At 38.9% G+C, this 25052-nt stretch carries 11 protein-coding genes; all 11 read right to left on the bottom strand.

Annotated features, from left to right (window positions below; genetic code table 11):
• Positions 1 to 42: 42 nt before the first annotated feature.
• Positions 43 to 432, bottom strand: a complete 390-nt coding sequence (locus AC4MRQ_RS06845) for an HU family DNA-binding protein (protein WP_491196915.1) — start codon at positions 430 to 432, stop codon at positions 43 to 45.
• Between the two features lie 340 nt (positions 433 to 772).
• Positions 773 to 3499 (bottom strand): polysaccharide lyase family 8 super-sandwich domain-containing protein, encoded by a 2727-nt coding sequence (locus AC4MRQ_RS06840; protein WP_491196914.1) that lies wholly within the window; start codon positions 3497 to 3499, stop codon positions 773 to 775.
• A gap of 7 nt (positions 3500 to 3506) precedes the next feature.
• Positions 3507 to 6053 carry a polysaccharide lyase family 8 super-sandwich domain-containing protein gene (locus AC4MRQ_RS06835; protein WP_491196913.1) on the bottom strand — a complete coding sequence of 849 codons (2547 nt, stop codon included), beginning with the start codon at positions 6051 to 6053 and terminating at the stop codon, positions 3507 to 3509.
• A gap of 199 nt (positions 6054 to 6252) precedes the next feature.
• Complete coding sequence (locus tag AC4MRQ_RS06830) at positions 6253 to 9672, bottom strand: T9SS type A sorting domain-containing protein (RefSeq protein ID WP_491196912.1); 3420 nt, start codon at positions 9670 to 9672, stop codon at positions 6253 to 6255.
• 597 nt (positions 9673 to 10269) lie between these two features.
• Positions 10270 to 12036 (bottom strand): RagB/SusD family nutrient uptake outer membrane protein, encoded by a 1767-nt coding sequence (locus AC4MRQ_RS06825; protein WP_491196911.1) that lies wholly within the window; start codon positions 12034 to 12036, stop codon positions 10270 to 10272.
• Positions 12037 to 12072: 36 nt separating this feature from the next.
• Positions 12073 to 15183 carry a SusC/RagA family TonB-linked outer membrane protein gene (locus tag AC4MRQ_RS06820; protein WP_491196910.1) on the bottom strand — a complete coding sequence of 1037 codons (3111 nt, stop codon included), beginning with the start codon at positions 15181 to 15183 and terminating at the stop codon, positions 12073 to 12075.
• Between the two features lie 17 nt (positions 15184 to 15200).
• Positions 15201 to 16658 carry a fasciclin domain-containing protein gene (locus AC4MRQ_RS06815; protein WP_491196909.1) on the bottom strand — a complete coding sequence of 486 codons (1458 nt, stop codon included), beginning with the start codon at positions 16656 to 16658 and terminating at the stop codon, positions 15201 to 15203.
• Between the two features lie 42 nt (positions 16659 to 16700).
• Positions 16701 to 18257 carry a fasciclin domain-containing protein gene (locus tag AC4MRQ_RS06810; RefSeq protein WP_491196908.1) on the bottom strand — a complete coding sequence of 519 codons (1557 nt, stop codon included), beginning with the start codon at positions 18255 to 18257 and terminating at the stop codon, positions 16701 to 16703.
• Position 18258: 1 nt separating this feature from the next.
• Positions 18259 to 19782: a RagB/SusD family nutrient uptake outer membrane protein gene (locus AC4MRQ_RS06805; RefSeq protein ID WP_491196907.1), complete on the bottom strand. Its 1524-nt coding sequence runs from the start codon at positions 19780 to 19782 to the stop codon at positions 18259 to 18261.
• A gap of 5 nt (positions 19783 to 19787) precedes the next feature.
• Complete coding sequence (locus AC4MRQ_RS06800) at positions 19788 to 23075, bottom strand: SusC/RagA family TonB-linked outer membrane protein (RefSeq protein ID WP_491196906.1); 3288 nt, start codon at positions 23073 to 23075, stop codon at positions 19788 to 19790.
• Positions 23076 to 23128: 53 nt separating this feature from the next.
• The coding region (locus AC4MRQ_RS06795) for a fasciclin domain-containing protein (protein WP_491196905.1) at positions 23129 to 25052 on the bottom strand (1924 nt) is incomplete at its 5' end.

Below are 25052 nucleotides of genomic sequence, written 5' to 3'. Positions count from 1 at the left end.
GCGACGAGTTTTAGTTTCATCGAATTATTGATCAAAGAGTCTTCACTCATCAACTCTTTTAAATTGAACATCGCGCAATTCCTCTTTTAATTCTTTTCCGGCCCTGAATTGTACTTTCAATCCTTTGATGCTACGCCAGGTAACCTCTTCAGGGCTTGCTTCACTTTGGCTTGATATACTGCAACTGAATGTACCTAAACTGCCTAGTTCTACTGATTGGTTTTCAAGCAGACATTCAGGTATGATAGTGGTTAGCTCAACCAAAGTTCCATAAATATCCGCTTTTGACAAAGTGCATCGTTGTGATATACGTTCAGCTATTTTTTTTAAACTTATTTTACTTCTTGAACACACCCTGGCGGTATAATACTCCCTGTCCGGATCAGTCAAAGGCGTATTTCCTTGCTTTACGATTTTGTAGTTTATGGCCATTTAATGTTTGATTTTTGAACTTTTATATATATTAAAATATAGGTAAATATATATAAAAATTAACTAATATATATATAATAATATTTTTTTATATATATTAACAATCAAACATTAAAGTATAAATTACCAATAACATAGTGACCAATGCTTAATATGATAAAACACCTACCCCACTGGCGATCAGGTGATTTTATTAGAAGATTTTCTTATAGATATATTCAATCCTACAGGATTGTTAGCTGGAAGGCCAGGTTTCTAACAAATAAAGGTCTGCTAAACAGCAGACCTTTACTCTATAAATGATTGACTTTATTCACAAGTCATAGATTTCTTAAACAGATTATATGATACTAATTTTAGAACTGCTAACAACTCCGTTATTATCACTGATTTTAAGGATATACATTCCTCTGCCTATAGTACTGCAATCCAGACTCTGAATGTTTGAGTGAATATCACCTTTATTTATTAGTATTCCACCAAGAGTCAATATATTCCATTGACCACCAATTAAGCCTTTTGTTTCAATATACAGAGTTTTCCCTTTGGAAATGGGATTCGGATAAACGCTAACTTCCTTTTCAGTACTTTTTGTTTCTACATTTGTTGCTACTCCGTTTAGTCGCACCTCCTCAGGTAAACCATTGAAAGTAGTAATATCTAGCACAGTCTGACCATTTGTATGGACAACATCAACATTTTCATTTGATTCACTTAAGGAATAGGTTCCTTCCAGTGTAATAGATGTGTTTTGCGCTGAAGTAGGCACATTTGAACGTGCAGAAAACTGTAGGTCTGGATCTGAAACGGCTATCAGAAGTTCATCATTACTGGCTTCATACATTATTAATGAAGGAGAGGATACATTTTTTACAAGTCCTTTATCCACAAGCTCAACATCATTTTCAAACACCACATAACCCCATACACCGCTTTTATGCTCTAATATATGCGCACTCTGATCTTTCTGATGTACTGTGTATGCTTTTCCTTCAGACTGGATTGCATCATGCATTGTGCTCATCTCATCAGTGGTAGAGTTAGGGAACATCATGTACTCATACTGAGCATCAACCGGGTTGGTGCCATGGTTAATGTAACCAATCCAGTATTCATCTTTTTCGTTGCTGCTAATGTCCGTAGGATTCACTTGATCCTGGTTTGGTGTTTGCTGCTCCCCAAACCAGATCGTGCTGTTGTCATTACCTTCAACCAGATAAAACCCTGTTTTATAGTTATCCAGTTGTCCGCTATTATTGTAAAAGTCTGCAGTCCCATTATTCACAAAGAAGTTTGCTTCACTTCCACTAAGCTCGGTAGTTCCTCTGGCATAACGGCCGTTTATACGCGGAGTATAATCCGTTTTTCGACGTTGAAAAAGAGTAGTAACCGTAGGATTATCCACATCGTCGTTATTGATGTTTGATCCTAAACAAACGATTACATCGTCAAAAGTAAAAACGGACTTTTTAAAGGTAAAGGTTTCGTTATGTGTATCAGGGCCGTGCGTTTCACCCCAGCCTAAGTTAGTACTCTGCTGGAAGTCCATCCCCCACACTCCAATTTGCCCGTGAGTCTGGCTAAGCACTTCGCTTCCTGATCGTTTAAAAGCCAGGGCTCCTGCAAAAGGTTTTTCCTGAAATTCGTCAACACGTCCGCGCTCTCCGTGCAAATCTTCCCAAGGTAATACAATTGTTGTTGCCCCGGGATTATAGTTCCAGTTCCATGTTTCAGGGTCATAACTATTAAATGCCTTATCTCCTTCGTAAATAACTTCAACGGCCCCATAACTTTGGTACCGTCCATACCTGTTTTGAGTAACGTATATCTCACTCCCCCACAGTGCATCTGAGAAGCCCTTGGCGGTAACTAACCAGTTTGATTTCCGAAAGACACCCGCATTGGCAAAGTTAAATTGAAAAAAGCCGTTACTCTCTTCTATCGGTGTTTTCTCGGTATAATTAAAATCCGCATCAACTCCGAAAATTCGGTTATAATTACCAGCCAGGATTGGATCGGCTGTGTTTAAACCTAATATCTTACCTCCTGCAATTGCAATATTTTTTAACCCGTCTTGTGATAAGGAAACACCTCTGGCCTGAGGATTCCGCCCAGCCATTGACAAAGGTTTTAGTTCCAACTCATTGCCAATTACCAACTGAGCATAAATGGCATCGCGAAAAATCAGATAATTCGCTTCTGAAGGTTCAAAGGTACTGCCTGCCAATAAATTATACATTGCACTTGCCGTATTATATGCATACATATAATCGTCATAAGCTGTGCGATGGTGAAAACCGGACCCATCAACTTTGATACCTTCCAAAGTAGCATAGGTATAGCTGGTAAAGCGTTCAACCCAACGTTTTAAACCTCGCATCCATAAATATCTAAGATCAGCAGTTGACTGGTTGGCTGAGTATACCAGTGTAGCTAATCCTACATTATAAATATAGTCAGTATTGATAGCTCCATTAATTTCATTATAATCGGGATTATACTCCGGTACCCAAAAGTGATGAAATGCACCATGTTCTTCCATGGCATATGCCAAAAGCGCCTCTGCCTGAGAATTAAGAATATGCGACACAAAAGCTGCAGGAACTGCGAAACTCCTGAAACTGTATGAATTAACATTTTTAGCTAAAACGCCATTACAAAGCTGAGAACAGACCAACCAAACTGTGTTATTGGCCATTTCCTGAACTTCACTATCATCCGGATTATACCAAAGGTGCTGTGCAAACGTTTTTAAAAAGGAAATCGAAGTAAATGAAGCCACGGTATTACCGCTGATCAGATCGCCATTAACTGTGATATTATAAGCTTCATAATCGCTTTTAGCCTGGTCTAGCACCCATTGTGACGGTGCTGAGGTTCCTAAATAAGAGCCTGCATATGTATTAAGTATTGATTGTATTTCTGCATCAATTGCCCCTGTGCTTGAAAGTAAAGGCAAATCTATCTCAAATTCAGATGAGCATGCACCTTGTGCATTCACATCACTCGTATTAACCAGCAACAGCACGGCTAAACTTAAGCTCATTACATGTCGTAAAATATTCATTTGGCAATTATTTAAATTTTATACTAATACCCGAAGGCTTACCAGCTTCTTCCCCTTGTGGTAATGGTATCTCAACGTGATTATATCGTCCAACTGTTTTCACATTTTCACCAGTTACCGGCATGGTCGTTTTGAGCGTAATGCTCTTTAATTCATTATTCATTGTTGGGTCATTAACGGTAAGGTGGCACTCTGTTCCATCAATCTCAATTAAAACTACACATGGGTCCGAAACTTTGATAACACCTTGCTTTGTTTTTAATGTAGCTTTTTGCTTATAAAATGATGCCCCTATGACGGTTTCTGATGAATTACATGCCGCCTGTAAACTTACTGTATTAGACAGTATTTTCACAGGATTATTGTCATTTATATGTCTTTTTTCATGTGCCGACACCAGGTAGCCATATGTGTCATTTTTTATCTTCCGCCCATGGTTGATCCATAATTGAAATATATCGGTACTATCAGGAAGGTTTGACATTTTTTTGTTACGATGGTTAAGGTCTTCCCAACGAGCCGCACGGCGTTCCCGTAATAAGCATACTTCTGAAGGTGTTTGGTCTGACAGGATTCCATATGCGAAGCCACCCTGATGTGATATCCAGATCACATCACTACTCTTATCATTTCTTTTCTTAACAGTTGTTGGCGAAGCAAACTGCGAGATGTTGCGGCTGCAATCAGGTTTAATTACAGTCGTAATGCCTTTATTTTCTGTTTGGTCAATGGTGGTCCAGATGTCACCTGGTTGTTGAGAATCGGTATTGGATATGCCAGCTCCCAAGGCGAGTAAATAATCGTCAAACATAAAATAGAATTTATGGGCTTTGACTCCATAAATGCTTTTGTTTTTATCCAGATTAACCTTACTACCTTTTTTTTCATAGGCATTCATTTTTTCAAACACATAACCTGCAACTGCATTTTGACCTCCCCTGGTTGATGCGCCTGCAAAGTTGTGTTTACTGCAAAACCCTGACCAATGAATGATGGGCTCGTATGGCTCGTTATTCTGCCTGTTTGTTACTCCCGGAATAGCTGACAGATTCCACCCGCCAATTGCATTCAGGTATTCATTACCTTCCTTTTGTAACAAGGTCATTCCATCACAGGTAAAAAAGTTATATCCGTCGGCCTGGTTGTATGCACTTTCAATACCATCACACCGGGATGATGCCATGCTTATGTAATAATAATACTCAGGTGTTTTTTTTATGAGGTTATCGTTACTATAAAACCATCTTGTACCCTGGTAATAACCTTTGGGTATATACGACATGGTAACCTGATTAGTGGCAATATTATTCTGTAACTCTAACAGCTCTTTTTGTTCATCGTCTGTAAAAAACGGTAACCAGTCATCAATAATCCTGTCAACTAATGCGTAGCTCGGTATTCTTTTCTTTTTCTGTTGATAATAAAGCATACTCTGCCGACCTACAGCGGGTGTTTCATAACCTTTGTAATAGTACCACGAAGAACCTCGCAGGAAGTTTAATAAGGCCTGTCTGTTCTCTAATCGTAATTCACCAGCCCATGGGCTTTCTTTGAAAAAATTCAGGTAGTTCATTGCTGCATCGCCACCATGAATCGGGTAGCCCCACACAAGGCATTGCCTTCCATGTCCCCAGCCTGCACCATCGGCTGTAAAGCCTTCATTCCAAAATGCTTCATCATAGGTATTATGTGATACACTTGATAACGATTGTTGGGCAACTTCGCTAATGACATCAAGCATCTCAATAGATTGCATCATTACTGCCGCCGGAAGAAGCGACCTGTACGCTATCGCATTGCCACCGACCCACCATACATGATGACGGAATCTCTGAATATCAACCACGTTCTTATCTGTGGCATCACCGCGATATGGTTGTGTCCAGGATTGCATACCAACCTGCTTAAGGTATTTGTTAGCTTCACTAAGTAAACCGTGATCTGTATCTCCTTCTGCCTGCTCCATCCAGGGAAGCAATGCAAAGTAGGTGTTCACTGCTGCGGTTGGTATTCCAAAACATGAGGCTAAAAACCTGCTTTTAATATTAGCTCTGGACACTTCTAATTCTCCATAATTACATATGGCTTTTAAAAGATCTGTAAAAACCGAATCGTCAATGGATATCTGATCTACAGTTTTTCCCCTAAAGTGTTCTGCAATTAGCCAGATGCGGTTAAAAGCTTCATAATTAAGCTCTCCTATTTTGTGCTGATCAGCTGACTTTTCTGATAGGAGTAATCCATTTGATTCAATTTTTTTTTGAAGAGAGGACAAATCAATAAAAGCACCAGACGTATCTATGGACTTAACACACTCCACATACGTCAATTTAGTTTTCAGGCTATGCCCTCTATACTTGTGTTGAGAAAAATGAGTGCGGTACTTCTTTATATACTCTTCCTTTTCATTATTGGCACTGCCAATCTGAAATAAAAACACAAAAAGAAGTATGACTAAAAACCTGCTATTTTCAACAGTAAGCAGCCGTTCCGGAAGCAAGTCAACAGTTACTATAGTCTGCCAATTAATCATCGCTGTCTTTTCTGTGTGCATCTGCACTTAATTCATTAACAATAAGTACACATATGAGTTAATAAATATAGGAGAGACATGGTCTCTCCTATACTTTTATTTTAATTGTATTGATCTCAAATTTGAATCAGGACAAAATAGAGCATTGTTATCAATAATAAATTTGTCCTTAATACTTTCTGAAAATAAATACATCAATCATTTAATTAAGAATCTGAACTTACTTAATCATTACTTTCTCCATATATTGATTATTACCAGACTGGATAACAACAATATAAACTCCTGTTTTTAAACCAGTGACAGATTGAGGTGAACCTTTCAGGTTTGTTGATACAACTGTTGCACCTGTCAGGTTAATTATATCAACCTTACCTCCAATAAAATCAACAGCCTCGATATTTATTCCACCATCAACTGACCAAATTTTTACGTTTTTTTCAAGCTCTGGTTTTATATCAGTTGTAACTCCTAATTGGTGAACTTCCGAAACATATTCGTCTGAACTAACAACCAACCATGCATCATAATTCTCAGTTTGAGCCTGAGTTAAGCCCTCAATGGCAACTTTAATGTCATTGTGATCACTGAAGCTTACAACAACACCGGCAAATCCGCCTTCGCCATTCAAAATATCTTCCACTGAAGGTTGCGCAGCTCCATTATCAGTCATAACTATATGGATTTTACCAGGAGTAGTTGTTGTTACATCAAAGTTCATATTATAAACATCAGCCACTGCTTCAGGTGTACAAGCGGCACTCAACACTGCAAGTTTTGGTGTAGTAAACTGATAACTCTGAATTGCCGACTGGAAATTTAAACCTGGCTCTGAATTAATTAAATACACTGTATATTCGGTTTCAGGTGCAAGTCCGCTAATGTATGCACTAACGTCTGGTTGCCCCTCGTCGTATATGTAATTAAAGTTTCCTTTATTGTTAAGAGTCTTGTATATATCATCGAAGGTTGTTGGTGCATCTTCACCTTCCATGCGGGTCGTCCAATAAATTCGACCATCCGATTCAGCTGCAATATCTAAATTCGCTCCTGTAGCATAAATATCTGAAGCTGCGATGCTTGAAATTTCGAGTCCCGGAGTAGTAAAAATACAATCAGCAGGATAATAATCTATATAATCACACCAAATATTTTGCAAGTTCTTATAAGCTGAAAATACATGATAGGTGGTATTTGGCTTAAGGTTTTCTATTACGAAGTTTTGATCTCTTCCACCTCCGGCTGTATAGTCAACATAGCCATGGACAGAGGCATTCTCACCAGAGCGCATTTCGCTCATTGTTGGTTCTTCCGGCGTTGCAGATTCATCTGCTTCTACTAAATAATAGAATACACGGCCGGCTACATCACCTACAAACAGGTAATTTGCAGTTATTGAAGAAGTAGCTTCAGTAAGAGTAAATTCAATTTCAGGCGTTTTTATTTCTGCGCCTACCTTTTTACCAAATATGCTTACATCATGTATTTCTTCAATTTGAGCCCACCTATAATGATAATGCCTAAAGGCTATGTAAACTCCTTGTGTTGAAAACTTACTTTCTAACTGGCGTTCGTAAGTAGCTTTTTCTTTATTCGGAGTTGGTGTTTCACCTGCCTGACTTATCTGCGTCCATTGCGATAGATCAAATGCTTCATTAGGATCATAAGTATTTGAAACATGCACTTTCAGTCTATCAGCATAGTTCCCCCAATTTGTGCGAATTGTATACTCCACTTTAGCATCAATTACACCGTCTAAATCATATGGACCTAAAATAACCAATAGTTCTGAGGACTCATCTGTAATAAAAGGCTTATTATTATTCAATCTAATAAAAGTAGTCTTTTCATCGTCATCTTCGGCGACATAGTCTATTCGAGCTCCTGCACCATCAGGTACATTTGCAATAGTCGTATATCCTACACCTTCCTGGTAAAATCCTTGATGGTATAGTAATAAATCGTCTTGCTCATCAAGAGTAGAGAAGTTAATCTGGCTATTATCTGAAACATTGCCCGAACCATCAACGGCAACACAATGCAGGGTGTAGGCATAATTTTTATCCAGATCATGCAATGGAATTACTGTAGTTTTAGTCGCTGAATCAAGTACTGCATAACCACTTGCTAATCCAAATCGCTTTTGCAACACCTCATCGCTAGTCAGGTCTTGACCTTGTCCGGTAGCTAACCAGTGCAGAGTGACATCATCGTACCCTGCCGATGGTTCACTGCAAACAAGGTTTAAATTAGCAGTATAATTCGTAATATCAGAAACTGATGCCGATGTAATCACCGGTTTTTCTGTGTCAGATAAGGCATAAAAATACTCAGACTTGGTCATTTCTGAAAGATTACCAGAAATATCACGCATCATTGCGTATACAATATACTGCTTATCTGGAGTTAAATATTGCAACAACGTATCAACTGGTTCAGACACATCACTGTAACGGAAGTTATTTACACGAGCTATAGCACCAGATGCACTCTCGAACTGTGATTGATTGGCCGGCTCAAGCCCTGCCTCATATAAACGCATGGTTAAGAATCCTCCTTCATCTGATTGTACAGTAGCTTTAGCCGAAATTTGGGTAATCTCAGATATCGATAGAGTGTGAATTACAGGTGCTGTGTAATCATTATCTGAACTAAAATCTATAGTTTGAACACCTGTTGCATTATCTTGAAAGTCAACAGCAGCGTAACTCAAAGTATAGTCGAAATTAGGATCTAGACCTTCAATAGTAAATGGCCATTCACTATCAATTGTACTGTAACTAAACTGTCCGCTTGATACAAAGCTATCTGTACCAATATTATCAATAAGCTCTTGTGTGCTAGCAGGAGCTTGTCCCTGTGGCATTGCAGCCCAGTATACCTGACAAAGCTCATCAGCCTCTACCCATGCCCGCGCAAAATCATTACCAATGCTATCAACTTTGGTAATTTGAGCAACAGGAGGCGTAACGTCAGTCACTTCTCCTGAAATAGTTACATCAAGTAATCGGTAACTACGTGAATTATTTGTACTGACACCTGTATTATACATACGTATTGCAATACGTACGACTTTGCCGTCCCACATACTGAAGTTGAGTGGATTAGTAGTATAAAAGTTTTTATCAGCTCCTCCAATACCAAGAGCTCCGGCATCTGCACCATCATGATTTAAATCCACAAAGCGATGCTCTGGTAATTCGTTTTCATCTTCATTTAAACGCCATTGGTTTTGAAATTCTTCAAATGATGCAACATTTAAATCAATTTTACTGTCCTCCTGAACCATTACATCAAGCTTGTTCCATGATGAAGTACCATACTCATTGTTTACAGTAAACAGTATATCACAGTTACTGGCAATTGACAGGTCGATAGGGGGTGATATCAGCCACGTATCTTTAATCATATTCTTATTGCCTTCCACTCTCATAAAAGCAGATTTACCTCCATAGTTTGCTATTTGGTGGTACCATTCTTGGGCAGATATAGATTGATCAGCATCTGGTTCAATACTGCGTACTTCCCAACCTTGTTGCCCAATTGTAAAATCAAAAAGAGCGACCGGGCTTTTATCGGCAGCCTCCACAGCTCCCAACATTGTTATGCAAAATAAAATAAGTAAAAATAGTTTTTTCATACCTGTACATTTAATTAATAGAAACGATGGTGTAAAAGAATAAAACGCCCCGTAAAACGATGGGTAAAATCTTCCGATTCAGCGCTAAATTTGTTCATAAAACGTCACTATTCTCAACAAAAACCCACTTATACTGCTGTTTAGGTACAATTCAACAGATATTTCTAACGGAAAAAAATGAATTGTATTTTCCCATGAGAGAACATTAGCTAAATAAGGTTTGGAAGAAACTGTTTTTAGGCTTATAAACATACGGCATCATTAAGAAACTGTTACAGTTAAAAACAAATACTAATTCCTTAAAGGTGATAATTCTAAAATTGGCATTTGCCAAGGTCTTAAATGCCAATTCGATTAAGAATATCTAAACACTATAAAAGAATTACAACGTAAGATTTTCTATTTAGGAATTCCCTCAATACGGCTTTCGTCTGCAGACATATAGAAAATTAAAAATTTCCTAATGACAAATCCCGGATAAAGTGGTTTAACTGTTAACTCTTTAGACTAAAAAAAGGCCAGAAAGCATTAGAAAAAAGAAAGTGGGTATCCGCATTAGGACACCCACTTATACCTTTGAAACAATTATATAAAAGACTAAAGATTATCAAGAGCCTTATCAATTGCCTTATTTCTATAGTTTGGATTCACAAAGTACTTCTTAGCATCCTCGTGATAAGGTAAAAACCAATTTTCAGGATTAGATGCTTGTTGCCTGATATTGGCTTTACGATGATCTTCAGCTGCGAACTCCATTTCGTCCAGGAAAAACTGCAACTGTCCTCGCTTTGCTATCCTGATTAAATCGAACCATCGCCGTCCTTCAAACGCCAACTCTTTTGCTCTTTCTTCAAGTATTATCTCTTCAGCTTCTTCCAGTTCCGGCGGTGCATCGTTTGAAGTCACATATTCCACCACACAAGCTCTTTTGCGTAAGCCCATTGGCCCCTCACGCGACGGATCAAACGACCAGTTTAGATTCCAATAATCAGATCCTTGCAATTTTCGAATAGCGGCTAATGATTCCCTGGTTCGATTAAGGGCTTCACATTGCATAGCCAATATATCGGCCATGCGATAGATTGTCCAGTTGGAGTCACTTTCTTTAGCTGTTCGGCGCAATCCTCCTTCACTGGCAACCAAAAACTTAAATACTTCCGCATCTTCCCATATATCCTCTTCCTCATTATAGTTTCCTGTAAAAGAAGCATTATAACCTCGCATTATATCACAGGTATCGATATATATCTTACCCCAAAACTCATCGTTCTGCCAATAATCAATTGCCTTACGAGTGGGTTTAATAATGTATCTGCCACCTTCGCTTGCATATCTCGAAGTATATTGTTGAAGTACATTAAAATCCGGTTTTGTTCTCTTCTGAAAACGTATCTCAAAAATAGATTCAGGCATTAAGCTCCCTTCTCCTGTAAAAATCTCAATCCATCGTTGTACCGGGTTGCCTTTATTGTTGTAACATACCGGAGATGTTTCATAATTACCAAGGCTGTATTGCTCAGGCCTGAATGAGAAAATAGAATCAGTTAACTCAATCACTTTACGAGCTGTTTCACGATCGTCAGGTCCCATTCTCCAAAGCAATATATCAGCTCTTAGAGCCAAATTGGTTACTGCTTTAAAACGTGATGAATAGATTAATGGGTCGCGTCCGCCTCCGTCGGTTATTTCCTGAGAATAAATACGTTCAATACCAGCATAACGGGCCAGCTGAACTTCCAATGAATCAAGAATTATATCAGCATCCGTAGGGTCCACTATAAAAACAGGCACCTCTTCGAGTGAATAGTCGCCATTATTATGCCAGACCGTATCAATTTTTGTATCGTTAATGTTGTTTGAAAATGAATTTAGTACAAATGGGACGTCGCCAAAGGTGCGCACTAGCCAGAAATAACACAAGCTACGCACATTAACAGCTTCTGCCACAAACTGAATGGCTTGCTTTTCATCAAAGTTGTAATCATGTTCAACTACTTTGTGTGCATTTTCAATAATTAAGTTCGCACTGTTAATAACGGCATAGAACTCACTCCAATCGGTGTACTGATTCACTGAAGATACAGACAGGTCATTAAATTCTTTAATGTCCCACGGCGTGTTTTCAGTTTCGGTAACTAAATCACCACGAATCTCACCCCATATAAGCATTTTTTCAACACAATCCTGTAATCCATCATACATCCCCCTGGCAGCATTATCTAAATCGTGTATCGATTTAAAATAATCGTCTGTTTTTACATAAGTATTGGATTCAATATCAAATACATCTTCACATGCAACAAAACAAGTTAAGGCCAGACTCCACACTACCAGTTGCTTTACAATGCTATGTAATTTTATCATAACTTAAAGATTTCTCATTAAACCAATTATTAACTGCTACAATCCTATTTTTACCCCAACAAAAAACGATTGAGGAATTGGATAAGCACCTGTATCAATCCCTGATAACAAAGGACTATAGAGGGTAGCCACGTCAGGCTGATATCCCAAATATTTACTTATTGTATACAGATTCTGGCCCCGAAAATATAAATTAACAGATTTTATAAATGTTTTTGCCAACCACTCTTGTTTTAGATCGTAGGCAAGTGTAGCTGATTGAAGACGAATATATGATGCATCTTCAATAAAACGATCAGAAGGCCGATTATTACCGGAAGGATCGCCATATGCCAGACGCGGCATAGTTGTAATGGATGCATCACCAAGCTTTTGCCATGCCTTTAACACGGCAGTGGTTTGATTAAAATCACCACTCATGCTTTCAAGAACACTGCGCGTTACATTAGCTACTTCATTACCATAAGAGTAGGTAAAATTCAAATCTAATGTCCAGTTCTTATATTTGAAGTTATTATTCCAGCTTCCGAAAAAATCCGGGTGTGGATCGCCAATAACCACCTGATCATCCGGATTAATAATCCCATCCTGACGATGATCTACAAATTTAACATCGCCGGGCTGAAAAGCACTGTATCCTTCTCCATTGTCCAATACGACTTCTTCGTACGAATCATATATGCCTGCTGTTTCGTAGCCATATATCATACCGATAGGCTGCCCTTCGCGTGCTAATCCCATGTATCCTGCATAACCTTCTAATACATCACCATCAGGTAAGCGAGTTACTTCATTTTTATAGGCTGCAACATTAAACCAGCTTGTCCACTTAAAGTTTTGACGTTCAACAAACCTGGCCATAATACTAAGATCACCCCCTATGTTTTCTACATCTCCAAGGTTGGACAGTATTGGCTCTGCACTCGCGTATGAAGGCAGGGCTTTAAAATAGAAAAGGTCACTTGTTTGCTTTGCATAAACATCTATTTCTATTCCTAAACGTCCCCGCCAGGCCAAAAGCTCAAGTCCCAAATCAATTTGGTTGGTAGTTTCCCATTTTAAATCAGGATTACCTATACGAACTGGTCGCATGGCTCCTCTTTCGTTATAATCGGCTCCTACACCACTGTATAAGTTATAAGCTGCGTAGTCGTTAATATTCTCGTTACCGGTTTTTCCGTAGCCTACTTTAAGTTTAAGATCATTAATAAAGCCAACTCCACTCATAAAAGGTTCGGCTGATATTCGCCATGCGGCTCCTACGCCATAAAAAAGTCCATAACGATTATCTTTACTAAACTTTGATGAACCATCAAGTCGGGTATTGGCACTAAGCATATATTTATCCCGATAGGTGTAATCCAACGAAGTAAGTGCCGATGCCAATAATGAGCCCTTATCATCTCCAGCAATTGAATCGGCTGTTCCCTTAGCTAATGTTAAGAAGTAATCAGCCGGAGAATTAATCGCTTTACCATAAGTGAAGTCATATGTTTGATTAATAAACTCTACGCCACCTGTCCATTTGATCTGGTGGGCATCATTAATCACTTTATCGAAATATGTATGTGCTCCTCCCTGAATCATAAAGCGATTATTTATTTTTCCTTCGGAGTAGCGCTCTGCATTGGTAGTGCTAATCACACCATATTGTGGATAAAACCGACGCTCAGTTTGGCGATCGTAATCTATGGCCAGCGATAATTTTGAAGTTACGTCCTTATGTAAGTCCAACTCCAAAAACACATTACCTATAAACCGCGTAAAGCTTGCTTCATTCGACAAGTTATTGGTAATTGCTGTTGGGTTACTCATGTTAAAAAAGTCGGTATCTTCGAGGGTAACCAGTTTAACACCATCTTCCGAATACATATTTGAACTAATCATTGGTGTTTTTATAAGTCCGCTATAAAGAGGATTGGAATAGGGTAACAATCCTTCGTCCTGATTATTTTTAGTGGAGGTTGCAAAGTTAACCACATTACCAAAACGTACTTTAGGCGACACTCTGTAAATTAAGTTAAAATCAAGTGTAAAGCGATTGAAATCAGTTGCTTTAACAATGCCTTCCTGCGTATAATATCCAACACTAAAGGCATAGGTAGTTACCTGGTCACCACCTTGTAAATTTAAATGGTAATTACTGGTCATCCCAAGTTGAGTTACCTCATCTTGCCAATTAGTATTATTGCTATATCGATAATAATATGGACTATTACGATCTTCGTAAAAATAACGTCCGTAGGTATCGGCAAACTCATCGGTTGTCATGCCCGAGCGGTATCTTAAATCCTTATAATAGGTTTTAAATTGGTTTTTATCCAACATTTCATACTGTCTGTCCATAGACGAAAGCCCCACAAAAGCATCAAATGATAGTCTGGTTTCACCCGAAGTACCTTTTTTAGTCTTAATAAGGACAACCCCGTTAGAGCCTCGCACTCCATATTGAGCTGTTGATAAGCCATCTTTTAAAATGGTTACACTCTCAATATCGTCAGGGTTTAGTGAAGCAATTGGGTTATGGTGAGTTCTTATACTTAAAGGATTATCGAAAGCTAGATTACGCAGGTACATCCCGTCAACAATGTAGAGTGGTTGATTACCTCCTTGTATTGAAGCCACACCTCTGATATTTACGGATGATCCACTTCCCGGAGAACCAGATAATGGAGTGACCTGTACACCTGCTGCTTGTCCGATTAATTTCGATTCAATTGAGCTGGCAATATTCTGATCAAGCATGTGCTTATCTATGTGTGATATAGCACCTATTGAGTATTTTTTACTTTGTGTACCACTATAATTGTTAACCTGATCTTCGTACCAGTAATAGCCCTGCTCCATCATCTGTACAATAATGGATTCACCTTTACGTGCAAGATAGGTTTGTGTTTTATAGCCGGGATACTCAAATTCAAGCATACTATGAGTATTTTCAACTTCTAAACTAAAACGGCCTAGTGAATCGGTTAAAACAGGATCTGATGCAATGTGTTTTAGCTTCACCGAAATTCCTTCAAGTGGCTGTCCATTATTGATAGACACCACCATCCCTTTGATTTGGTTCTCTTGTGCATAAACACCTGGCGTGCTAAGCACGAACGCCAAAACAAAAAGGAGTAATATTATCTTTATCTGATTCATATTTCTAATAATGGACGTTAATATTCAACTGGAACTAAAACTATTTTATCAAGCTTTAATTGACCAAAGGAAGCCCTGGTCATTAAAAAATCGAGGTGCAAATAACCATCATCCGGATGATTCACGAAGCCAATCTCTATGTAGGCAAACTCATTTGGATTATTTGGATCTGCGGGTACAATTGTTTCCAGATTTATCTCTTCGTTAATAGTCCTTCCTTCAGAGTTGACATTCACAATTATATCGCTCTGCAGATAAGCCATTTTCACCTGATACAATCCGTTGGGAACATCAGGTATAAAAAAGCCTACTCTATTACCCGAATACAGATTACCAGCAAAAAGGTGTTTATTTATATATACATCATCACCTCCAACTTGCGGTTCGTACTGGCTGGTATAGACTAATGTCCGCTCATGGTTGTCAATACCAAGTGACCATTCGGCTTCATAGACCAGACTATCAATAAAATCGGCTGCAATAGGTTTATACAGGTTTACGTCAGAGACAAAGGCATATCCATTACTGGCAATTTGTGGTTCACCCAGATATTGCATTTTATTGCCAACTACCTTTTGAAGTCCTTCGGTGAGGATGGTATCGGCATTAAACAACTGCTCCCTGTTATAGGCGCCTTTTAATACATGGTTACGGATCAGCCTGCTGTAATACGAATCCGATATTTTTGACTCGTCTCCTCCATTCATGTTTACCAACATTTCGCGCTGCTCTAATATTGATGCATCAGAAGGTATTAAAACAGTACGGTCAATAGCTTCATCACCAGGATTAAAGGTAGAGTACACCCAATAAGGCAAGGTGTCGCGCACTACCTCTCCATATTCATTGAGTCCTAAACGTAACTCGGCCATTTCGGGGTGAATAGTATCTAAACGATTGTATTCATTAATAAAAATCGAATACTCATTAGCATTTAATTCATTATCAATAAATTCTCTTAAGTTTTTGACTGTTGGCAACATAGCATTTACTGTGTGAGCTGCACCGTTGCTCCCATGTATGTTACTGGTTCCTATGTAAGGTTCAATAGTCCCCGTACGATAAGACAAAGTAAAACCATTATCCTGTGCTGGATAAACATCGAAAAACTTGCCGCTTAATGCCTGTACTTTAAATGTATCCTCGATGTGATTGGTAAAATAGCGTCCAAATAAGATATGGTGTCCTACAACTGTTTTAAGCTCATCATCACTTAGATTCTCTGTATTCCAAACCGACTCTTCGGGTATTAAAACAGTGTACATCTCATTTCCTTGCAGTACTTTATCATAGCCTGTCTTTTCCAAATCGCTTAACAGCTTTGGATGGTGCTCCAATTGATCAAGGATTGTGTAAATATCCTCATTGCTATGATCATCTAAACCGTAATGGTCATCCCAGTCTGAGCACCCGTAAAAGCTGCTGCCTAACAGCATCAATACAGGTAGAAATGTCAGTATATTTTTCTTAATCATAATCCCAACTTTCTTAAAAATATCATTACCTTACTTTGTCGACTATTCTGCTAAAGGCTCAAGTATTAATGCTGAAATAGCAATATTACCACCTGCCTGATTTATTCGTGTAACTTTTAATTTAACACTTACATAATCCTGATCTTCACCTACCACAACTTCGGAAGTCGGTATTTCATATAAATACAAATTATCTGCACTGGTCGGATTAGGATCTCTGTTATCAACTCGGCCTCTGTTACCTAATATGTAGGCAAAGTCATAACTGCCATCTTCCTCCGTACCTGGAAAATTCAGTAATTTATCATCAACAGTTATAGTAGCTTTTGAACCTTGCTTTTTTGTAATAAGGGTAAGAGTGTATCTTCCTGCCTGAACCTGTGGTATTCGAATTTCGAATTCTCCGCCTGGAGTTTTACCTGGTTCCAGGTTTGTGATTCCATACACATCGTCCATATCCCCTATATAACCATTCTTGGAGTTAACGCTAGCTATAGCGCCATTATAAGTAATCCAGCGTTCAGCAGGTGCAGCACTATAAATTAAGTCTTGTGGTGATTCATTTAAATAATCAAATGCCTCGTTGCAACGATGAATTAAGCCATTTTGCACCACATTGTCAGATACATCAAAAAACACTTTCGCAAAGTCGTTAATCAATACATGATCATCATATTGCACTACTTTCATGCGCATTGTTCCATCACCATAAGGTACTTTAGCTATGGTACGTTTATACCCGGAATACATGGTGGATGCATAGTCAACCCCCTGCAAAACAAATGAACGAGCGAGTTGATGAACCTGGTTTGGCAGCACTTTGTTTGCATAATCAGGGTCTTTAGCTACCTCAGCTTCGTAGTTGGCATCCATTTCCTTAAGTTGTTCAATTCGCGGAGCCAAAGTATCCATAGCCTCATTAGAGAGTGCAAAAATTGTAAATTGATTTAGTTTATATGGATATTCTGTGGAGTATTTCAACCCAAGTGTATCTAATACACCTTCCGAATCAAGAAATTCAACAAATTTACTATACGTCTCAGGTCGGGCTAAAAGATATTCCTTTGCTGTAGATACTGGTGGATCGAGCACAGCATCTGTCTCATGTACAATACCATTCCAGGTTTTTATATTGCCATTAGTAATTGTTGCCTTGGTATTGATTATTACCTCATCTAACCCTTGTGAAATATCAACTAAAAGGCGTTGACCGCCAATGGTGGTATCAGCCTCCGCCATAGGACCATTTTCAAGGTTTTCCAGAGGCATTTCAAAAGGCAACACTTGATACTCAAAAATGCTGTTAATCGTTAATGAATCAACATCGCTTATTGAGTTATAATTGTTGGCCTCGAAGTACTTTTGCCACGCACTATTTGTAGGACAAAGCACCGTATAAGGCCCATAGGTCGAAAGTGTTTCAAGTAAGTAGGTTTGACTTAAAGCCTCAAAAGTAATTGACAAACCGCCCTTGCTTTCAATATAGTCGGTTAAAATTATATCCTCTTGCTCACCCCATCCTTCTAAAACAGTCGCCTCCTCACATGCCCATATCCCTATCAGCATTATACAGATTAGTAGTAACTTATCTAATTTCATTTTAAATGTTTTTGTAGTATGGGTTTTGAGTTAAATTACTGTTGCTCAACAATTCATCGCGATGAATTGGTAAGTACCAGGCCTCAGGATTGTTAAGGTTTCCCCTGACAAATACCTTATCACTTTCGTTAAATGCCTTTAATACCTCCCGAATAAGGAAGTTACTTTCACCGGTTATATTTTCGTCCCACTGGCGTTTACCAATACGCACCAAATCAAACCAACGGGTACCTTCAAATGCAAGTTCTTTCAGTTTATAGTACATAATTTGCTCCTCAACCTGAACTACACCACCACTTAACGGTTCAAAAGTGTTCACCCCTGCTCTTCGTTCAATTGTAAGCAACATATTATTAATAGTGCTTAATGCCTGGTCACCTTCTAGTCTGTTAAGCGCTTCCATCTTGTTAAACATTACATGTGGCAAACGGTAGATAATCCAGTTTGGATTCATTGTTTGTGGCACTGTATTAGTTCCGGATGCATCGGCACCAGCGTGCTTACGTACACGATTCCCTCCGGTACCCATCAACGTACTATAACGAACATCGGGGAAAGGCCACATAACGGTTAAATCAGTACGTGCATAGATACGATTGGTAAACCATTGTTCCATAGCTGTACTGCCATATCGCGATGCTTGTTGCCTTTTAGAAAAGTCATACATATCATCGTAATTGAGTTCGAATATAGCCTCCACGGTGTTTCCCTTTTGCGGATGAAACAAATCGAACCAATTTCCACCATCAACCAACTCATATAAGCTTGAGTTTAATACCTGATCACAAGCCTCAATACATTCTGCATAATTGTTTCGCCATAAATGAACATCTGAATATAAAGCCCAGGCTGCTCCGCGTGTGGCACGAGCCCTGTTCATTAAATCAGACATTTCTTTCAATTCATGGTCATAAGCGATTACCATATGTGTTGTAGCAAACTGCAAATCATCTTCTATGAAATTCAGAACCTCATCCGGATTATTACTTTTTTGCGGAAGGTAATCCTGCGAATCATGAATACTTGGCTGATCTACAACAGGCACATTTTTCCACATGCGAATGAGGTTGAAATATGCAAATGCCCTCATGAACTTCGCTTCACCCACCAACTGGTTATGCACTTCCGTGGTATAAGCCGGGTCTTGTCCCAACACTCTCTCAGCATTTCCAATAACCAGGTTAGCTGCCTGAATAAGTGCATACCAGCGATTCCATTTGCATATGTTATACTTTGAAACAAAAACTCCCTTTTTAGCATTATTCAAATCTTCAAAACCACTGCTTCTAACCAAATCAGAGCGAGAAACACCATAGATAATCATTTCGTCCTGGCAACGGCGCAAATGATAATAACAGTTAATTACCGAACTTTCCACATCGTCCTTTGTCTGCCAAAAGTCCTTTTCTAAAAGTTCATCTTGCGGGTACAAATTAAACATGTCATCGCACCCTGCCAGACCAATATACCCTACTAAAAGTGATAATATTATAATGTACTTATGCATAACTACTATTCGTTTCATTTAAACTAAAGTGATAATGACAAGCCTACTGTGTACATAATTGGCTGTGCCGTGTAAGCCAAGTCTATCCCACGCAAACGATTTCCTTTACCATTCACCTCAGGATCCTGTCCAATATAATTTGTCCATGTAAAGAGGTTGGTGATATTACAGAATAATCGTCCTGAGCGAATGTTAAGACGCTTTTTTAGGTTTGACGAGAACTCATATGATATTTGAATATTTTTCAAACGCAGATACGAACCATCTTCTACAAAACGATCAGAAGGCAATGTGTTCACATTGCTTTTATATTGATGGGCGGCCTTAGGCATATCGGTAACATCACCCTGGGTTCGCCAACGACGAATGGTCGCCGTACTCTGATTATTTAAGTCTGACATTTGTTCCACATCTCTGCGGGCCAGGTTGATGATGTCATTGCCATAACTGTACTGAAAGAATAATATCATTGAAATATTCTTATAGGTAAAGTTAGTGTTGAACCCACCAAATAATTCTGGGTTTACATCACCAATCTTTACAATATCCAGCTCATCAATTACTCCATCACCATTTATATCTTCATAGATGGCATCACCACCTTCGAGATCAAAATCACCATAACGCATAACCTTTGCATTGTTGTGCGGCTTATTTGGGTCATATCCGCCAAGGTTATACACTACGTTCCCTTGTGCATCCCTCACTACAGCATCACCATCATGGGCATACACCCCTTTAAAACGGTAGCCATAGAATGAACCAAGTGGATCACCCTCAACCAATCTCCAGTAGTAATTTCCGGCCTTACTATCTACACCTTCGACCTCTCCGGCATCGGGCAACTTCATCACTTGGTTTTTAAGGGTTGAGATATTGAAGTCAATACCCCAGTGAATATTATTATTTCGAATAATATCATAACTAAATTCAAGCTCAAAACCCTGGTTAAGTACATCACCCGAGTTGTACCAGCTTAACGCACCAAAACCAGATGATGATGGCAACTTACTGTTGCGTACCAACAGGTCGGTGGTGTATTTACGATAGTAGTACGACTCGATGTTAAATGTACGACCCGATAACTTCATTTCACTTGAAAAACCAACATTTTGTTGAGCTGTTGTTTCCCATTTAATATTATCCAATCGAACATTTGACTGGTTTACACCACCAATTCCGAGGTAGGAATTATCAGAGGTTGAACTGTAGCGGCTATAATACAAGTAATCATGTATTGCTCCATTTCCGGTCTTTCCCCAAGAATATACTAATGACAAATCGTTTAACCATTCGGCATTTTCAAGAAACCACTCTGAAGATACTCGCCAACGCCCTGATAGTGTAGGTAATATAGCATATCTATTATCAGGACCAAACTTCGAAGAGCCGTCAACACTAACTGAACCTCCAACAATATAACGATCTTTCAGTTTATATTGTAATCGGCCACCAGTACTGGTTAGCACACTCTCATTGAAACCATTGGTTAACCCGTTTTTTCCAGCATAATTGGCAGCCGTTGACATGCTAGGGGTTTTGTCTGAAGCAATATTATTACCTCCGGCTGCCATTGTTTCTTTGTTATTTAAGTCTATGGAACTGTAGAAGGTAAAGTTTATATTGTGGAGCTCATTAAACGTTTTGGCATAGTTAGTTGTGAAACGGCCATAAATTTTCATCACCTGAGTATCAACATAGCGAAGCTTATTGTAACGCAACTGAATATCTCCTGGTTCAGCTCCTGTTGCTGTTGGAGGAATAAAAAAGAAATCCTGAGTTGAACTGTAGTCTCCTCCTAAATCACCAGTTATAGTTAATCCATTTACAGGTCGCAGCCTAAGTTGAGCTTTACCAATTATCCGGTGATTTTGTTTTTCACTGATTTTATTGTTGATAAATGCCACAGGGTTAGTAAGTGTTTTGTCGTTGTTAACCAACACATCCTGAAAAGCATATTGACCTTGTAATGTATTGCCACTAGCATCCTGCCAGTATACAGGCCATGTTGGGGCGCGTTTAAGTGCTGCATTTTGTACACTTCGCGGTATAATCTTATCGGGATCAACCACATCTTTTAAATCGGTTTTAGCATTGGTATATGCAATGTTGGTGGACATGGACATTTTCTTACTCACATCATAATCAAGGTTAAATGATGTATTGAATCGTTGGTAAGCCGTTGTAACAACAGGTCCAGTATTATCTTCAAAACTGGTACTAAAGCGGTAACGTGCTGTATTACCACCTCCAGAAATGTTAAACGTATGATTTTGAATGTATCCAAGCTCTTCAATCTCACTGTTCCAATCTGTGTTATTATTGTGCATTTGAAACATCTGTGCGTTGGCTGGATTATCCCTAAGGTTTGTAACCACTTCTGTGTGGTACAAGTCACCTCCTCTGTTTTGATCAGCTTCGTTCATTAGAGTTTTATACTCATCACCCGAAAGCATTGGTATAGGACTTTGCGGCACCTTAAGAGTGAAACGTGACGATACACCAACCGATGTTTTGTTTTTTTCACCGCGCTTGGTATTAATAATTACCACTCCATTTGCTGCTCTGGTACCCCACAGTGCTACTGCAGATGCATCTTTCAATACCTCAATAGATTCAATCTCTTCCGGTGGTATATCAGAAATTGGATTGTATTCCATATTTGACAAACCACTATTGGCACCATCAGCTACAAGCGGCATTCCATCAATTACATATAAAGGTTCGTTATTGCCGGTAAGTGATGTTTCACCACGTACCCGGATTTGTAAACCTGCACCAGGGTCTCCCGAAAAAGCAGTAACACTCACACCTGAAGCTCTTCCCTGCAGTACCTGCCCCACATTTGATACAGGAGTTTGAGTTACATCACCCAGAGTAACCCTGGAGCTTGCCCCTGTCATGTCGCGGCGGTTAATCATGTCGATACCTCCTTCTTGCTTTTCAATTTTCCGGGCAGTAACATTTACCGATTCAAGTTCTGAAACATCCTCCTGCATTTCCACATTAAATTCAGACCTGTTTTCAATCTTGAATTCCAGAGCTTTATAGCCAATGTATGAAATTTTCAGAAAGCTGGCTTCATCAGTAACTTCGAGCATGAAGTTTCCGTTAATATCTGTAATTGTACCGTTAAGGCTACGCTCATTGTCGTTCATGGCAACAATATTTACACCAATCAACGGTTCCTTTAACATCAAGTCAGAAACCTTACCTCGCAGTAACCTTTTGTCTTGAGCCAATGAATTGGAATAGACTGACAGGGCCAGTAAACTCAGCAGAAATATTTGTAGTTGACTACGTATTTTCATTATTTCACTTTTAATCTCAATGTGTTAAATGGCATTACTATTAAAATTCCGGCCTAAAGACCATCTAAATCTGGTAGCAACACTCTGTCGATATAATTAATTACTCCATTAATTAATTGTGTATTTATGCTTTCAACTGTAGCAACCTCAATATCACCGCTCGATCCACTTACTTTAATGCTACCCCCTTCAGTATAAATTTGCAAAGGCGATCCTATAGAAGAGTATTTAACTACATTCATGTTCGTTCTGAGCATAAAGCGGTTGCGAATAACATGATTACGCAAAAAAGCCTCGTATTGCTCGTAAGTGAAAACGTCAGTGTCACCTTCATAATCAGGTACAAACTTTGGCAAACCGTTTGCCCTGGCATAATCATCATATTTCTTTATGGCTTCATCGGTTGGTACAAGCATGGTTATATTTCCCTTGTATGAGTTTAACTCATCGGTCAACTCCCGGTGATATGTCGCCATTCGTTGTGTATAGATATTGTTAGTACCAGCCAATTCACTTACGATGGTGCGGTTATACCTAACATTATACAAAGCATCATCGACTACATAAATAACTCCATTTGACCCATATATTTCATCAACAATGGTTGCTGTACTATCAGGTGATAAACTACTAATTAAGCGATTACCTGCTTTACCCATAAAAGTTCCTGAGGCTGTGCGATAGTACCCATCAGTAAAGGGCTTTGTAAAAACTCCTTTTTCAAATATATGATCGCCCGGATTACGTACATAAACCGTATCTGGAATAATTAAAAAATTCGCAAGATTACGTACGTTAATGTCTGTCATTGACTCCACTCCACCGACAATAGAATCTGTCAGGACTTCATTTGACGGGGCAATAATGGTCCATGATTTTGGAAGCCTGACCCTCTCTCCATGTAAAAACTCGTTTGAGGCATATGTATTATCTGCAATAGCGTTTAGCCAGTTTCCTTTATCCAGGACATATTTCATACTCTGGAAGTTTTGATCCAGTAAGAACATTCCGGTAATACGTGAAATTTTCGGCGGATTAAGAACCGGTGTAACAGAATATAACAATCCATTGCTCAACGGAACAATATTATCGTTGATATAATTGTTAATGCCGAATACAACCCTGCTGTCACTCATGCGAATTCCACCAATCATAGCCTGCCCAAACAAGCGTTCTTTGTGCACTGAGCGACTTGTAACGTTGTATTTTAAAAGTTCAATAACCAGATCGTTAGGTAAGCTGCTGAACTCCCCGCCAAAGTTATCCAGGTATGGCTCGAAAAACTCATTTAACGCATCGTTGTCTGGTATAAAAACAGTTAAGTCTTCGTCTTCTCCATTATAGTTAAAATTAAATTTGACGCGGTTTCCATCATTATCGGTATACCAAAATTCTTTTCTATAGGCTTCATGTTCCACCCCATCAACAACGTAACTATTGTCCGGATCATAAATAAGCGTATCAAAACGATTCACCATTTCGGAGTAAATACTGTATTGTGGAGAATTCTGAATGAATTCAAAAATATTCTGTGCCGGTTCCAGCACTTTATCAATACCATGAATAACACCATTTTCACACCCCATATCAACCAACTCTGGCAATATCCGGGCTCCTTCCACATTAAAAGTGTTGTATGCTTTGGCTGATTGGCTTTTGTAGACACTCTCATAATCAGTGGAGTAGTCACTATTTCCTGATGCACCAAAGAAACCTAATGGATATACTGATACTTGTTTATTTTGGTTATATGTCTCGTCAAACCATCTTGACGAATAGCGATTGCTATTGTCAAACATGTAACGCTTATTAAAATCGTATTGATAAAAAATTCCATATAATGCATGGTAATTAATAAACTGAACTATTTGCGCCGAATCCATGATTCCGGTATGCATATCCGCATTTGCCTCATTGTAAGCATCGATGGCATCATTAGTAGGTACCATCATGGTATAAACAGGTCCTTTTCGGAAG

The sequence above is a fragment of the Carboxylicivirga sp. genome (assembly GCF_982718395.1).
This window is presented reverse-complemented; position numbering and strand designations above follow the sequence as displayed.